The sequence below is a fragment of the Actinomadura barringtoniae genome (assembly GCF_017573505.1).
Taxonomy (GTDB): domain Bacteria; phylum Actinomycetota; class Actinomycetes; order Streptosporangiales; family Streptosporangiaceae; genus Spirillospora; species Spirillospora barringtoniae.
The window spans coordinates 163,017-177,361 of sequence record NZ_JAGEOJ010000007.1 but is presented as its reverse complement, the minus strand read 5'-3'; the positions used below and the strand labels follow the sequence as shown (position 1 = coordinate 177,361).

At 68.5% G+C, this 14,345-nt stretch carries 18 protein-coding genes and 1 riboswitch; of the genes, 7 read left to right on the top strand and 11 right to left on the bottom strand.

Annotation, left to right across the window (positions count from 1 at the left end; all coding sequences use genetic code 11):
• The first annotated feature begins 193 nt into the window (after positions 1-193).
• On the top strand, positions 194-442 hold the full coding sequence (locus J4573_RS18430; protein ID WP_208256908.1) for a hypothetical protein: 249 nt from the start codon (positions 194-196) through the stop codon (positions 440-442).
• 28 nt (positions 443-470) lie between these two features.
• On the opposite strand, the gene J4573_RS18425 is transcribed toward J4573_RS18430, so the two are convergent.
• Positions 471-1,268 carry a VOC family protein gene (locus J4573_RS18425; RefSeq protein ID WP_372442853.1) on the bottom strand — a complete coding sequence of 266 codons (798 nt, stop codon included), beginning with the start codon at positions 1,266-1,268 and terminating at the stop codon, positions 471-473.
• 143 nt (positions 1,269-1,411) lie between these two features.
• Positions 1,412-1,540 (bottom strand): hypothetical protein, encoded by a 129-nt coding sequence (locus J4573_RS55385; RefSeq protein ID WP_279575509.1) that lies wholly within the window; start codon positions 1,538-1,540, stop codon positions 1,412-1,414.
• Positions 1,541-1,650: 110 nt separating this feature from the next.
• Here J4573_RS55385 and J4573_RS18420 point away from each other — a divergent pair, with 110 nt between their 5' ends.
• Positions 1,651-2,088: a MarR family winged helix-turn-helix transcriptional regulator gene (locus J4573_RS18420; protein ID WP_208256906.1), complete on the top strand. Its 438-nt coding sequence runs from the start codon at positions 1,651-1,653 to the stop codon at positions 2,086-2,088.
• A complete protein-coding gene (locus J4573_RS18415) occupies positions 2,085-3,407 on the top strand; it encodes an MFS transporter (protein ID WP_208256905.1) in 1,323 nt (440 codons plus the stop codon). The genes J4573_RS18420 and J4573_RS18415 overlap by 4 nt, the downstream gene beginning before the upstream one ends.
• 110 nt (positions 3,408-3,517) lie before the next feature.
• Here the strand turns inward: J4573_RS18415 and J4573_RS18410 are convergent, their stop codons facing one another.
• Together J4573_RS18410 and J4573_RS18405 are read right to left on the bottom strand one after the other, a co-directional pair.
• Positions 3,518-3,682 carry a Uma2 family endonuclease gene (locus J4573_RS18410; protein ID WP_208257239.1) on the bottom strand — a complete coding sequence of 55 codons (165 nt, stop codon included), beginning with the start codon at positions 3,680-3,682 and terminating at the stop codon, positions 3,518-3,520.
• Between the two features lie 106 nt (positions 3,683-3,788).
• The gene (locus J4573_RS18405; protein ID WP_208256904.1) at positions 3,789-4,007 is read right to left on the bottom strand and encodes a hypothetical protein; all 219 of its coding nucleotides are present in this window, start codon (positions 4,005-4,007) and stop codon (positions 3,789-3,791) included.
• A gap of 331 nt (positions 4,008-4,338) precedes the next feature.
• Here J4573_RS18405 and J4573_RS18400 point away from each other — a divergent pair, with 331 nt between their 5' ends.
• The gene (locus J4573_RS18400; protein WP_208256903.1) at positions 4,339-5,532 is read left to right on the top strand and encodes a helix-turn-helix domain-containing protein; all 1,194 of its coding nucleotides are present in this window, start codon (positions 4,339-4,341) and stop codon (positions 5,530-5,532) included.
• Between the two features lie 6 nt (positions 5,533-5,538).
• On the opposite strand, the gene J4573_RS18395 is transcribed toward J4573_RS18400, so the two are convergent.
• The gene (locus tag J4573_RS18395; RefSeq protein WP_208256902.1) at positions 5,539-6,015 is read right to left on the bottom strand and encodes a GNAT family N-acetyltransferase; all 477 of its coding nucleotides are present in this window, start codon (positions 6,013-6,015) and stop codon (positions 5,539-5,541) included.
• Between the two features lie 129 nt (positions 6,016-6,144).
• Between J4573_RS18395 and J4573_RS18390 the strand changes: the two genes are divergently transcribed.
• Positions 6,145-6,459 carry a WhiB family transcriptional regulator gene (locus J4573_RS18390; protein ID WP_208256900.1) on the top strand — a complete coding sequence of 105 codons (315 nt, stop codon included), beginning with the start codon at positions 6,145-6,147 and terminating at the stop codon, positions 6,457-6,459.
• Here the strand turns inward: J4573_RS18390 and J4573_RS18385 are convergent.
• Complete coding sequence (locus J4573_RS18385) at positions 6,456-7,388, bottom strand: NADPH:quinone oxidoreductase family protein (RefSeq protein WP_208256898.1); 933 nt, start codon at positions 7,386-7,388, stop codon at positions 6,456-6,458. The genes J4573_RS18390 and J4573_RS18385 overlap by 4 nt on opposite strands.
• A 123-nt stretch (positions 7,389-7,511) precedes the next feature.
• Between J4573_RS18385 and J4573_RS18380 the strand changes: the two genes are divergently transcribed.
• Both J4573_RS18380 and J4573_RS18375 read left to right on the top strand, forming a co-directional pair.
• The gene (locus J4573_RS18380; protein WP_208256896.1) at positions 7,512-8,126 is read left to right on the top strand and encodes a rhomboid family intramembrane serine protease; all 615 of its coding nucleotides are present in this window, start codon (positions 7,512-7,514) and stop codon (positions 8,124-8,126) included.
• Between the two features lie 78 nt (positions 8,127-8,204).
• Positions 8,205-9,026, top strand: a complete 822-nt coding sequence (locus J4573_RS18375) for a hypothetical protein (RefSeq protein WP_208256894.1) — start codon at positions 8,205-8,207, stop codon at positions 9,024-9,026.
• 87 nt (positions 9,027-9,113) lie between these two features.
• Here J4573_RS18375 and J4573_RS18370 read toward each other — a convergent pair whose 3' ends face one another.
• The 5 genes from J4573_RS18370 to J4573_RS18350 all read right to left on the bottom strand — a co-directional run bounded on the left by J4573_RS18370 (position 9,114) and on the right by J4573_RS18350 (position 14,303).
• Positions 9,114-9,881, bottom strand: a complete 768-nt coding sequence (locus J4573_RS18370) for an SDR family oxidoreductase (RefSeq protein ID WP_208256892.1) — start codon at positions 9,879-9,881, stop codon at positions 9,114-9,116.
• Between the two features lie 144 nt (positions 9,882-10,025).
• Positions 10,026-11,483: a hypothetical protein gene (locus J4573_RS18365; protein WP_307796688.1), complete on the bottom strand. Its 1,458-nt coding sequence runs from the start codon at positions 11,481-11,483 to the stop codon at positions 10,026-10,028.
• A 48-nt stretch (positions 11,484-11,531) separates the two neighbouring features.
• Positions 11,532-12,314, bottom strand: coding sequence for a sporulation protein (locus tag J4573_RS18360; protein WP_307796687.1), 783 nt, complete (start codon positions 12,312-12,314; stop codon positions 11,532-11,534).
• Between the two features lie 110 nt (positions 12,315-12,424).
• On the bottom strand, positions 12,425-12,751 hold the full coding sequence (locus J4573_RS18355; protein WP_208256889.1) for a DMT family transporter: 327 nt from the start codon (positions 12,749-12,751) through the stop codon (positions 12,425-12,427).
• Between the two features lie 47 nt (positions 12,752-12,798).
• Positions 12,799-12,867: riboswitch (guanidine-III (ykkC-III) riboswitch) on the bottom strand.
• Positions 12,868-12,971: 104 nt separating this feature from the next.
• Entirely contained in the window at positions 12,972-14,303 is a 1,332-nt protein-coding gene (locus tag J4573_RS18350) for a UDP-glucose dehydrogenase family protein (RefSeq protein WP_208256887.1), read from the bottom strand.
• Positions 14,304-14,345: the final 42 nt, after the last annotated feature.

The window sequence follows — 14,345 nt, the reverse complement described above, 5'->3', positions numbered from 1 at the left end:
TCCCAGATGGACCTCAACTGGACCGTGCCACCCGAGACTTCCAAGGCCCCCATCCGGCGGTGTCCGGTTCATGTCTTCATGTCGGCTAATCTCTGCTGGCTGCGGTGCCGCCACGATCAATGCCCGCAGCCGCATCTCCAAGCACACGCTGACGGCACCTGATCCTGCCCGAGGTCCCAATGACAGGACGCCATTGAATCCCACGCAGAACGAGACCCAGCGCCGTTCAGGCGCAGGCTCGGCCCGCCGGCGGACGGCGAGCGTGGCCCTGCTGGTGCTGTCGCTGACGCTGCTGATGCCCGAACTCGGCGTGATCGCCGCCGTGATCGCAGTATTCGTGACCCGTAGGCGGGTCTCTCTACGCGCCTGGCTGCTGATCGCGGCCGGGATGATCGGGATGTTCTTCCTGCGCTGGTGGCTACTGGTCGCCTTCATCCTGTAGCCAGTGGTTCAGACCACCATTGGCGCCTTCACAGCGGAGGCCGGGCCCTGCCCTCACCCGGAGCCGGAGAAATGATCGCCAGGCGGGCTCCGGTCGGGTCGGTCATCATCGCGTACCGCCCAGGCTGGATGTCCGTAGGCGGAATCCGAAGCTTGCCCCCGAGCTCAACGGCCCTTTCGGCCGAGGCATCGCAATCCTCGACCCAGAAGTAGGGGATCCAGTGCGCCGGATAGTGGGGCGGCCACCGCTCGTCCATGAGGACCATGCCCGCCACCGACCAGTCGCCGACTTTGAAGTTCGTGTACAGCGACGAGTGGTAATTCCGGCCCACGGCCGTCCACCCGAAGACCTTCCCGTAGAAGCGCCGTGCCTCCTCCACGTCGCGGCAGGCCAACTCGACCCAGCACATCGCCGCGGGCTCGTCGACGACCCCTGCGCCGCCCATGTTGCCCGGCTTCCACAAGGCGAACTCCGCGCCCTGGGCGTCCGCGCACAACGCCATCTGACCCAGATCCGAGACATCGGTGACCGGAACGAGCTCGTGCCCGCCCTCGGCCTTGATCAGATCAACGGTCCCCTGAACGTCATCCGTCCGGAAATAGCACGCCCATGAGGGCCGCTGGGCATCATCGGCAAGGGCCTGCATCCCGGCCACCTCGGGGCCCTGAACATCGCCGAGCGTGAACACCCTGTAGTCGCCCATGCCGGCCACCGTCAGCGTGTACGCGTACCACCCGAACAATCCGCAATAGAAGCTATCGGACGCCTCAAAGTCGGGACTGGCGAGCTCCGCCCACGACGGCCACCCGGGAGCATGTCCATTCACTTCAGGCACAGCAGACCCCCCACATCCGGCCCACGCTATGCAGCCCCGCCCCACGCCCCGGCAACAAACCCCTCAAGCTCTGCCCAAGCCCCCGCCTCGCACCCCCGGGATGATGCCGCTGGCCTTAGAGAAGACGATTGGCCTTAGAGAAGACGATTGGCCTTAGAGAAGACGATCGAGTACTCGTCGCCGGACCCGTTGCGCATGGGACGGCAGACGTCGCGGAGCGTGGCGATGTCGGGCAGTTGGGATGCCACCTGCAATGCGGTCATGTCTGGCATCCAGTCGGAGGCCAGAGCCTCCCCACTGGATCAGCCCGATCTCTCGGCCAACTATGAAAGCTGGCTTGAAAAGCTGACTTGTTAAAGCTAGCTTTCTCATCATGCCTGATGACCTTGACGTGGGGGCGGTCGCATCCCAACTGCAGGCGAGCCTGGGGCTGTTCGTACGGAGGCTCAGGCAGCCGCTCACGGGCGAGCTCACGCTGCCCGAGGTGTCGGCGCTCTCCCGTCTTGATCGCGCGGGCTCGTCCACCACGAGCGACCTGGCGAGGGCCGAGCAGATCACGCCGCAGGCGATGGGGCTGACGCTCGCGAGCCTCGAGAAGCGGGACCTGGTGGAGCGTGCCCCTGACCCTTCCGACGGCCGCCGGATCGTGATGTCGCTGACGGCCGAAGGCGCCCGTGCACTGGCGGAACGGCGTACCGCCCGTGCCGAGCAGCTGGAGAAGGCGCTCGTCGTCGGCGGGTTCACGTCGGCCGAGTTGAAGACCCTGATGGCGGCGGTGCCACTCGTGGAACGGCTGGCCGAGAACCTGTGAAGGCGTTCCCCCGGCGCTTCGTCATCCCGCTGCTCACCGGCTCGGCGATCAACGCGGTCAACACCTCGCTCATCGCGACAGCCCTGGTGCCGATCGCGGCCGCGGTCCACGTCTCAGTCGGCCAGGCAGCGATCCTGGTGACGGCCCTTTACGTGGCCTGCGCGATCGCCCAGCCGACAGCCGGCAAGCTGGCGGAGGCGTTCGGGCCCCGTCGTGTCTTCATCACCGGTCTGTGGATCGTCCTGGTCGGCGGCCTCGTCGGCGGGCTGAGCCAGAATCTGACCACCCTGATCGTGGCGCGCGTCCTTATCGGAACGGGAAGCTCGGCGGTCTACCCCTCAGCGATGCTCCTCGTCCGCCGTCGCGCCAAAACCGCTGGCCTGGACGCGCCACCAGGCGGAGTCCTCGGCGGCCTCATGATCGCCGGTGCCGCCACCGCGGCCCTGGGCCTCCCGATCGGCGGCGTCCTGGTCGACGCCTGGGGCTGGCGCACGACGTTCCTCATCAACGTCCCCGTCGCCCTCGCGACCCTGGCCATGGTCCACAGCTGGATCCCAGCCGACCCCGCAAGAACACGCCTGGAACTCAAGATCCGCCTGCCGCGCACCAACCCGCCACTCATGCGCACCTACCTGCGGTTCGCCGTGGCCTGCGTGTGCATCTACACGGTCCTGTACGGCCTCACCCAGTGGCTCCAAGTGGCGCGCGGCATGTCAGCCAAGGAAGCAGGCCTGCTCCTACTGCCCATGAGCGCAGTCTCAGCCGTGATCGCCCGCCCCATCTCCAAGCGCAACCTGATCCGCGGCCCGCTCCTGATCTCAGCCATCACCTGCCTGGCCGGCTCAGCCAGCGTTCTGATGCTCACAACCGGCGCACCAACCATCTGGATCGTCGCCATCACCGTGGTCTTCGGCATCACGCTGGGCACCACCACCAGCGCGAACCAGACCGCGCTCTACACCCAGGCCGACCAGCTAGGCACCGCGTCAGGCCTGTTCCGCACGTTCGGCTTCCTAGGCTCGATCGCCTCGTCCGCCCTCATCTCCGCCGCGTTCCACACCCGCGTCACCGACCACCACCTGCACATGCTCGCAGTAGCCATGACCGCCCTAAGCGCCCTAGGCCTCCTCCTGGTCCTAGCCGACCGCACGATCATGACCCGAAGCCAGAACCGCTACTTCGGCAGCAGCTTCCGAACCTTGGCCAAGCGGCGGCTACGCCGCTCGCTCCTCGCTGCCACAAGGCATCGTCGAACGCCCAACTCTCAGGGTCGCGCCATCGACAATGCGGTCGAAGATGGGCTGAAGGAAGCGCGCTGAGCGAGGCTAGGCGGGTTGCGTGCGGTGCACACGGACCTGACTCTAAACGTGCCCTTGCTGCGGGGCTGTCAGCGCTCGCGGACGGCGAACGCCGGCGCGGACTGGTCCGTCTAGTGCCGGATTCCGGCATCTGCGTAGAGAGCCGGCTGCGTTCGGCGGTCCTTGCGCTTGGTGGACGGCGACACAACCTCGATGACCAGAGAGACCAGGGCAGCGGGGATGGGGCGTTCATAGGGGTCGTGATCGCTGGAGTACACGACGATGCCAGGAGCGATCTCGACCGGCTTTACGTTCGGTACATTTCCTCAGGGCTGATGGGCTCAGACCGCATCGTGCGGTGAGGACGGCATTGGGCGCCGCCCGCGCACCTGCTCCAGGTCCTTAGGCGCCGATCATGCGGTGGACGATTTCGCGCCAGGGCTCGTCGGTGCCGGGGCGGACCCACATTCCTCGGACGGTGCCTGAGGGCATGCGGACCCGCCACCAGCCGCCGCCCTCGTTGACGAAGGCGCCGACCGTGTCGCCGCTTTCGTGGTCTACGGCGATGTAGCTGTCGCCGTCGCCGTAGACGTCGATCTGCCAGTCGCGGGGACCGTTCACCCGGCCACCTGGCGTAGCTGGGCTCGCAGCTCTTCGGGGGTGTCCGCTTCGAGGCAGGACGTGCCGGGCTGCACAAGCGCGTCGCCTTTCGGCCCGCGCGTCGCCCACCACCTGCCCACCGGCACGCTCCGAATGATGGACCACCCGGGGAACTCGCGCCGGAGTTCCTCCTTTATCTGCGCGGTGGTCTGCACCCGTGGCCTCCAATGTGTGTCGAAACATTGACAACTCCAGACCAGCGCAGTGACGACTACGGTTGAAGCGTTGCCTTGTTGTCCACAAGGTGTGGGCAACGCTCAGACCGGGACAGACCGGGAGAAGTGGGTGGGCGATGACGTTCGGCGAGAAGCTTCGGTCGTTGATGGGCGAGCGTGGTGTGAGCCTGCGTGGGCTGGCCGAGATGGTCCCCTGCGATGCGGGTCACCTGAGCAAGATCTGTAATGGTCTGAAGAACCCCTCGGCCCGGCTTGCTGAACGGCTCGATGGGCTTCTCGGGGCGGAGGGGGCTCTCGTCCTGCTGAGACGGTCGCCGGACGGCCGGATGGCGCAAGGTGGAGAGTTGGCGCCGAGCGAGGAGTTGGAGGCCGTGGAGCTGGCGCGCCGGGTCGCGGCGAGCGACGTGGGTGAGGAGACGATGGCCGCGCTTGAGGCGGCGGTGGACGATCTGGCCTCGGCTTATCCGCGTTCGGCACCGGCGGAACTGCTGGCCCGCACCCGTGGGCACCTGGCGTACGTCGCCCGGCTCATGGACGTGCGGATGACGTCGGCCGAGCGGCGGCGGTTGACGGTCGTTGGCGGGTGGCTGTCCTTGTTGGCCGCCACATGTGATGTCGATCTTGGGCGGCGTTCTGCTGCCGCTGCGCGCCTGAAGACGGCCGCGCAGTTGGCCGAGCACGCCGGGCACTTGGAGATCCTCGCCTGGACGTTGGAAACGCAGGCGTGGCAGCTGGTGACGGACGGCGACCACAAGCGTGCGATCACGCTCTCGCGGGGGGCGCAGACGGTCGCGCCAAAGAACGGGTCTGCGCACATCCAGGCCACGGCGCAGGAGGGGAGGGCATGGGCCAGGCTGGGCGCGGGCCGCGAGACTCGCGACGCTCTGGGGCGTGTGGAGAGGCTGGTCGAGCCGCTCGAAACGCCCGACCGGCCTGAGCATCACTTCCGCTATGACCCGGCCAAGAGCGATGCCTATACCGCGACCACGCTCTCGTGGGTTGGTGATCCTGCTGCTGAGCCGTACGCGCGGGGCCTGCTGGCGAGGTTGGAACGGCCGGTCAGTGGGCCGGCGCGGCCGCGGAGGGCCGCCTCGGCGCGGCTCGATCTGGCTCTGGCGTTGGTGGCTGCCGATCAGCCGGATGAGGCAGCCCACACGGCGTTGGAGGCCGTGACGAGCGGCCGTCTTGTGCCGTCGAACTACTGGCGTGCGACAGAGGTCATCAACGCTGTGGAGGCGTTGAACGTCCCCGAGGCGGCCGGGTTGCGTGAGGCCTACCGTGAGCTTTGCCGCGCGGATGGCGGCGCCTGAGCGGTGTCAGTCGGCTTTGAGGTGGTACTTCATGCCCATGTGGGAGGGGCGGAAGCCGATCTTTTGGTAGAAGCGGATCGACTCGGGGCGTTGGCGGTCGGTGGTGAGCTGGACGACGCGGCAGCCTCGGGACTGGGCCTGTTCGACGGCCCAGTTGATCATTGCCTGGCCGATGCCGTGGCCGCGGCGGTCGGAAGTTACGCGGACGCCCTCGATCTGGGCTCGTTCGCCGCCGGTGTAGGTGAGGCCGGGGATGTAGGTGAGCTGGAGGGTGCCGGCGATCTTGCCGTCGATCACGGCGACGATGACGGCGTTGTTGGGGTCGTTCTCGATCGCCTCGAAGGCCCGCCAGTAGGCGTCGGGGATGACCTCGCCGGGGGTCTCGCGGGTCACGCCTAGGGGATCGTCCGCCAACATGCGGACGATTTCGGGCAGGTCGTTCCGCGTCGCTGGGCGGAACGTGACGTCTTGAGCTGGGCGCACGCGCACAGGCTATCCGGACGTTCGGTCTTATAAGTCACATCGGCTTGTAGTACTACGGGTTGTAGTACTACGTTGAGTGGACAACATCCCGCCCCCGTTCGACGCTCTGCGTCCCCGCAGGGAGATGCCATGTTCAACACCGAAGAGCACTGGACCGACCACGCCATCTGCCGTGGCGCCGATCCTGATCTGTTCTTCCCTATTGGTTACTCGGCCGAGCTGCTGCAGGAGCAGCAGGCGGAGGCCAAGGCCATCTGTGCGAATTGTCCGGTTGTCTCTGACTGCCTCACTTGGGCGTTGCGGGTCGGGGAGCCGGATGGTGTCTGGGGTGGAACGACTCCTGAGGAGCGCCGCCACCTGCGTCGTTCGCCGGAGGCTCCTGTGCGGCACCGTCTGCCTGTTATTTCGGTACGGGACGAGCACGAGACCGCTTCGGCCGCTTAGGGGATCAGGGCCACCTTGCCCACGACCCGGCGGTTGAGCAGGTCGTCCATTACTTGGGCGGCTGCTTCCAGGGGTTCGGTGCGAGGGGCTATCGGGTTGAGTTTGCCGGTGGCCACCAGGGCCAGGAGTTCCTCTAGAAGGGCTCGTTGGTCCAGGGGGTGTGACATTGACCATGCGCCCCAGTCGACGCCGACCACGGTTCTGTTGCGCAGCAGGACCTGGTTGAGGGGCAGGGAGGGAATCGTGCCCGAGGCGAAGCCGATGACCAGGTAGCGACCGAATTCGCGGAGGGCCCTGAGGGCTGGGTCTGCCAGGGCGCCGCCGATGGGGTCGTAGACCACGTCCACGCCGCCGTCCGACCATTCGCGGGCGGCGGTTTTGATGTCTTCTGCGGTGTCCAAGGCGAAGTCTGCGCCGGCTGCTAGGGCTGCTTCGCGTTTGGGGAGAGATGAGGCGGCTGCCAGGACTCTGGCTCCTAGGGCCTTGGCTGTTTGGACGGCTGCCAGGCCTACGCCGCCGCCTGCGCCCAGGACCAGGACCGTTTCGCCGGGCTGGAGGTCGCCTCGGTTGCGGAGGGCGAAGAGGCCTGTGGAGTAGCTCTGGGTGAACGTGGCGGCCCTGACGGCGTCCAGTTGGTCCGGGATGGGGACCGCAGCGTGTTCGGGGACTACTACTTGGCTGGCGAAGCCGCCCAGGCCGCAGGTGGCTAGGACTCGTTCTCCGGTGGAGGCGATCGTGCCTGCGACCTCGTAGCCCGGAACGAAGGGGAGCGGGGGCTTGATCTGGTACTTGCCTTGGACGAAGAGGCCGTCCACGTAGTTGACGCCTGCCGCTTCCACCGTGATGACGACTTGGCCGGGGCCTGCCTCCACCGGCTTGACGTCTCGTACCGCTACTGACCCGAGTTCCTCACACACCACTGCACGCATGTGGCCCAATATGGCCGAAACCGAATGGGATTCGCCAGTGTGACGGGCGCGACCGGGCACCTGGCCGGGATCCTGGACGTTCAACCTGGTGACGGCAGGGTCCCCCACACATACGGTGGCGTCATGAGCTACGACCCCTTGGTCCCCGAGAAGAAGCAGCGGTCCGAAGGACTGGCCGAGCACGGCATGCGCGCCGTCTCGGCGTTCGCGCTGGTCGGCTCGATGACCGCGATCATGTGGATGCTCGAGTTCATCGACTACGGGCTGAACGGGCGGCTGGACTCCTACGGCATCCAGCCGCACGACGTGAACGACCTGCCCGACATCTTCACCGCGCCGTTCATGCACGCCGGGTTCGACCACCTGATGGGCAACACGATCCCGTTCCTCATCCTGGGCTTCCTCGCGGCGGCCCGGGGGATCGCCAAGTTCCTGGCCGCCACGCTGATCATCATCGTGGTGGGCGGGCTGGGCGTCTGGTTCACCAGCTCGGCCAACACGCTGGGGTCGAGCATCCTGATCTTCGGGTACTTCGGCTACCTGCTGGGGCGGGGGATCTTCGAGCGGCGCATCCTCGACATCGTGATCGCCCTGGTCGTCGTGGTGCTGTACGGCGGGATCATCGTCGGCGTGGTGCCGAACGACCCGGGCATCTCCTGGCAGGGGCACCTGTTCGGGCTCATCGGCGGTGTGATCGCCTCCTGGTTCCTGCGCCGCCGCGCGATGGAAGGCACCTGACCGATACCGCCCGCCGGGCCGATAAGGGTCGACCGTTTGTTGACCCCGTTTTCGTCGCGCTGATACATAGTGCGGTTCATGGCGCATCCCAACCTCGCGGCCGCTGTCACCACGGCGCTGGTCAACCGCTTCACCGACCCGTCGGCGACGGCGGCGGCGATGGCGGCGACAGCGGCGGCGGAGGGTGGCGAACGCGGCGAACGCGGCGGGGGCGGCTCCCCCGCGGACGCGCTCGTCTCGATCGCGCGGCGGGTGCTCGGCGACAAGGTCGTGAACGCGCTCCAGAACGATCCGCAGGATCCCGCCCTGCAACATCAGGTGGCGAACGACCTGGCGGAGAAGCTGGATGCGGACGCAGGGCTCGCGCATGAACTCCACATGGTCACGCGGGCTCTTGAGGGCACGCAGCTGAACGCCGGACAGCCGCCCGGTGAGCCGCCAGGGGCCGCAGTGCCGCCCAGGGCAAGGAAGGGGCTTGCCCGGGAGGTCAAGGCCGCGGTCGTAGCGGGGGTGGTCGTTCTGGTCGCGGCGGCCGGGGTGCTCCTCTACTCGCTTACCTCAGGCGACGACGACACCCCTGAGAGCGTTGTGCGGTCGTACGCCAATGCGGTCGCGGACAACGACTACCGCGAGGCCTGCTCGTACCTCTCGGACCAGCTGCGCCTTCTCAGCCACTGCGACTCCGACGCGGGAATCGCGGCGCTCTCCCAGGAAGGGGTCACCGGGGAGAAGCGGGCCGCCATGCGGAAGGCGAAGATCAGCGTGCGGTCCAAGGCGGAGCAGGAGGCGCGCGTGGTCATCGCGCTGCGGGACCCCGCGTACGGCACGCTCGTCAGCTCCACCCTCACCCTGCGCAAGGGCGACAACGGCCACTGGCTGATCGCCTACATCTCCGACTAGCGCGCGGACATCTCGGACTAGCGCGGGCCGGCGCGGGCTAGTGGGGGCCAGCGCGGACTGGCGCGGGCCAGTGGGGGCCAGCGCGAGCTAGTGGGGGCGGACGGTTACGTCGGCCACCACGGCGTCGCTGGGGGTCTCCAGGGTGCCTACCAGGACGCGGGCCACGGTGACCGGGTCGGCGAAGTCGCTCGGGTCGTACGGCTGGCCCTCCTGGGCGCGGACCTTGCGCTGCATCTCGGTGGCCGTACGGCCCGGGTAGACCGTCGTGACGCGCAGTTCGAGCTCCTCGGCGCGCAGCGAGTCGGCCAGAGCGCGCAGGCCGAACTTGCTGGCCGCGTACGCCGACCAGTTGGGGTTGGCCTGCAGACCGGCGGTCGAGTTCACGAAGACGATGTGGCCGCGGGCGCCGCGCAGGGCGGGCAGCAGGATGCGGGTCAGCTCGGCGGCCGAGACGAGGTTGACCATCAGCTGGTCGATCCAGTGGTCGGCGTCCTGCTCGGCGACGGGGCCGAGATCGACGATGCCCGCCGCGTGGATCACGCCGTCGAGGGTGGTGGGCAGGCCCGTCTCGGCCAGCGCGGCCTCCAGGCGGCGCGGCTCCATGAGGTCCAGCGTGAGGGTGGAGACCGAGGCGCGCGGCGCGTTGGTCGTACGGACCGCGCCGGCCTCGCCGTTCTGATCCATCATGAACACCTGCGTGCGGGCGTGCGCGCCGGTGCCGAGGTCCTTGGTCAGCGTCGCGAGGCGTTCGGCGGAACGGCCGGTGAGGATCAGGTCGTGGCCGCGCTCGCGGAGGAGTTCGGCGACCGCCTTGCCGATGCCGCCGGTCGCGCCGGTGATGAGGTAGGTGCCCATGGAGGCTCATTCTCCTGGATCTCGGGGGGAAAAGACCCGGTCATCTTGATCGACGCGTGCCGGGCGCCGATTGTTCGCTCCCTCTCGGGGCTCTGGTCGTCCGGTGCCGGGGCTCTGGCCGTCCGGACCCGGGGCTCTGGCCGTTCAGTTCGGTCTCAGGACTCGGGTGACGCCGGCGATGAGGGCGGTGGCCAGGACCCAGCCGACCGCGACGAGCGAGTAGGCGACCCACCGGGACCAGCCGCCGGGGTCGAACGCCGACTGCTGCCCGAACGTGTCGATCGGGATCAGCAGGTCGAGCGAGTAGACGAGCGCGTGGAAGTGCGGCTGCTCGACCCTCTCCTTGATCGGATGGGGATGGTCGATCGAGAAGACCGTGGTGCCGACGGCCAGCAGGATCGCGAACCACATGAACGCCAGCCAGGGGCGGTAGCCGAAGCCGACCGTCCAGTCGAGCAGCACGTTCCACGCCCGCCCGACGGGGTTCAGCGTCTTGCGGCGGGCGCGCAGCTTGGCGAGCTGGACCTTCCGGGCCAGGTCGTCGTGGCCGATGCCGTGGTACCAGGCCGCGAGCTGCTCGTACGGCTGCAGATGGAACATCCGATCGCGGTTCACCCAGCGCAGCCGGTCCTTGAACTCGCCGCCCCGCAGCGTGCTGTAGGTCAGGCCGTTCAGATACAGCTGGTCCGGCCAGATCGACGGGTCGTCCATGATCAGGTTGATGGTGGAGTACGAGAGCGAGACGCGGCCCTGGATCCTGCGTTCCGGCCACAGGATGAGCTCGTCGGCGTACATGTGGCTGGCGTGCAGTGCCAGCCGGTCCGGGTCGGTCGAGTCGAGCACGCCCTTGGAGAACGACAGGATGCCGTTGATGCGGGCGCTGCGGAGCCGGATGGTGCCGTGGGAGGCGAACCCGCCGCTGAACTCGGCCGAGTCCTCGACGACCATGTTCTGCCCGTCCAGGGCGATGCGGCCCGGATTGGTGAGCGTGGCGCCCTGCATGAACAGCCCGCCGTTCAGGCGCGCCCCGACCAGGCGCATCCCGCCGGTGACGACCGCGTTGCGGGCGAACATGCCGACCTCGACGACCATGGCGCCGCTGAACACCGCCCACTGCTCCTCCGCGGTCGCGGTGACGGTCGTCCCGTTCATCCGGAAGCCGCCGAGCAGCTGGGCGCGCGGCAGCCGCACCGAGCCCTCGACCGTCGAGCCGGACAGGCTCAGGTAGCCGTCGGCGCGCAGCCCGCCGCCGTCGAAGCCGGGCATCCAGCAGTCCGACAGCCGCAACTGCCGGGTGTGGGCGTTGGCGAACTTGGGCGCCTCGAGCAGCCGGCAGTGCTCCAGCCGCAGCTCGTGCTCGACCGTGCCGCCGGTCACGTCGAGGCGGCCGACGATGTACGCGCCGCGCAGCCGCACCGCCGCGACGAAGCCGTTGCGGGTCTCGCACCCGCCCAGCAGCAGCTGAGCGATCACCTCGGCGCGCACGATCCGGTCCGGGTGGGGACCGGAGGGCCGATCCTCGCCGAGGCGGACCATCGTGCCGGTCGGGAACGCGTGCCACAGCCGCCGTTCGGCGGCGCTCAGTCCGGGGGGTTCGGCCACGGGGACCCTTTCTATGCGCCAACCCCCCAGACGATCAATAGGAGCGGCCTAGAAGAAGCCCCGGCGGCGGCCCGCCTGCTGCAGGAAGCCGTCGAGCTGGTGCTCCCAGTCGGTGTGCTCGAACGTGGCGAAGTCGACCGTGAACCGGCTGAACGCGTCGTGGCCCTCGGTGAACACCCCGCCGCGCTTGTCGAGCTCCAGCACGACCTCCATCGACTGCGGATAGGAGACGAAGGTGACCTCGAGCTGCTTGATGCCGCCCGCGTACTGGTGCGGCGGGTGGAACTCGATCTCCTGGTAGAACGGCAGCTCCTGGTGAACGCCCCAGATGCGGCCCTTCTCGCAGTCGGCGTTGCGGAACTGGAAGCCGAGGTTGGAGAACGCCGCGAGCAGGCGCTCCTGCGCGGGCAGCGGGTGCACCGCGATCGGGTCCAGGTCGGTCGCGTCGATCGCCCGCGCCACCTCCAGCTCGGTGGAGATCCCGACGGTCGTGCCGTGCAGCGGCCGCCCGTACATGTGCGTGAGCGGCGCCTCCCACGGGATGGGGAACTGGAACGGCACCGTGTGCCGCGCGCCGTCCTCAAGGTGGAACGCGCCCGCGATCGGCAGCTTGGCGTACTCCAGGTTGGAGGTGTACTCGTTGTCGCCTGACTCGACCTCGACGCGGGTCTTCAGGGCCAGGTTGACGCCCAGGATCTCCGAGTCGTGCGACCCGCCCTGGATGGTCACCTCGCCGGTGACCACGCCGCCGGGCGTGGTGCCCGAGTTGTGCAGGATCGTCTCGACCGAAGGGCCGCCGACGCCCACCGCCTGCATGAGCTTCTTGAACACCAAGTCCTGTCAGTCCTCCCGTGAAGGGGCGCTCCCGACGCCCTCGTCCAGTAGACGCCCATACGGGAGGTTACGTTCCAACTCTGCGCCGTGGCGGTACTTCAAATGCCCTAGTGGGCGCCACTTCCGGCCAGGTTGAGGCCGATCACGCCGATGATGATCATCGCGAGGGCGGCGATCTTGAGTGGGGAGGCCTGGTCGCCCATCGCGATCATGCCGAGGGCGGCCGTGCCGACCGCGCCGATGCCCACCCAGACCGCGTACGCGGTGCCCACGTCGAGGGTCTTCAGGGCGAGGTTCAGCAGCGCGAAGCTGATGACCGCGAAGAGCAGGAAGCCGGCCGTGGGCAGGGGCTGTGAGAAGCCGTTGCTGGCCTTGAGGCTGAGCGCCATGGCCACTTCGAAGAGGCCGGCGATGACGACGAGGATCCACGCCATGGTCTTTCACTCCCGGAACGATCGCGTGCGTGCGTGCCTGCACTTGCCACGCGTCGTCTTTGCATGCCGGGTACGGCGCGTACTCCTCGTCCGGAAGGGCCCCACGGGTCCCTCTACTCCACTCTAACCCGCCCCGGCCGGTGCCTATTCCAAGGTCACCGGCGGGGGCGGGCCAAAAAGGGCGGGCCAAACTGCGGGCCAAACTGCGGGCCAAGAGACGTCAGTTGCGGCCGAGGGCTCGGTACTCCCAGCCGGCGCCGCGCCACTGGGCGGCGTCCAGGGCGTGCCGGCCGTCGACGATGCGCTTGTGCTTGACGACCGTGGAGAGGGCCTCGGGGTCGACCTGGCGGAAGTCGGCCCACTCGGTGAGCAGCACGACCACGTCGGCGTCCTCGGCGACGTCCAGCGCGCTGTCGCCGTAGCGCAGCTCCGGGAAGGCGCGCCGCGCGTTGTCCAGCGCCGCCGGGTCGAAGACGCGCACGTGGCCGCCCAGGCCGTGCATCGTGCGAGCCACGTCCAGCGCGGGAGCGTCGCGGATGTCGTCGGAGTTGGGCTTGAACGCCGCGCCCCAGCAGGCGATGCGGGCGCCGGAGATCTGGCCGCCGAGCAGCTCGCGCACCAGGTCGACCGTACGGGCCCGGCGGCGCCGGTTGATGTCGTCGACCTCGCGCAGGAACGCGACGGCCTGGCCGACGCCGAGCTCCTCGGCGCGGTGGGCGAACGCCCGGATGTCCTTCGGGAGGCAGCCGCCGCCGAAGCCCAGGCCCGGCTTGAGGAACTTGCCGCCGATCCGGTCGTCCAGCGCGAGCGAGTCGGCCAGGTCCTTGATGTCCGCGCCGACGGCCTCGCAGACCTCGGCCATCGCGTTGATGTAGGAGATCTTGGTGGCGAGGAAGGAGTTGGCCGCGACCTTGACCAGCTCGGCGGTGGCGAGGTCGGTCTTCACGACCGGGGTGCCGAGCTCCAGGATCGGGGCGAACGCGGCGCGCAGCCGTTCGTCGGCCCACTCGGAGGCGACGCCGAACACCAGGCGGTCGGGCCGCATGGTGTCGTCGACGGCGAAGCCCTCGCGCAGGAACTCGGGGTTCCAGGCGAGCTCGACCTCGTCACCGGCGGGCGCCAGCTCGTTCAGCAGGCTCGTGAGCCGGCCGGCCGTGCCGACCGGCACCGTCGACTTGCCGACGACCAGCGCGCGCCGCGTCAGGTGCGGGGCGAGGGACCGAACGGCCGCGTCGACGTAGGTGAGGTCGGCGGCGTCGGAGCCGGGGCGCTGCGGGGTGCCGACGCAGACGAAGTGCACGTCGCCGAACTCGCCGGCCTCCTCGAAGGAGGTCGTGAAGCGCAGCCGGCCCGACTCCAGCGCCTTGGTGAGCAGCTCGGGCAGGCCGGGCTCGAAGAACGGCACCTCTCCCGCCGCCAGCCTGGCGACCTTGCGCTCGTCGACGTCCACGCCGAGGACGTCGAAGCCGAGTACGGCCATGCAGATCGCGTGGGTGGCACCGAGGTATCCGGTGCCGATGACGGTGAGCCTCGGGGACTCCGTCGTGCTCATAGCTTCTCCTTGTTCTCTCATGACGGATCTGGCGCTCCCGCA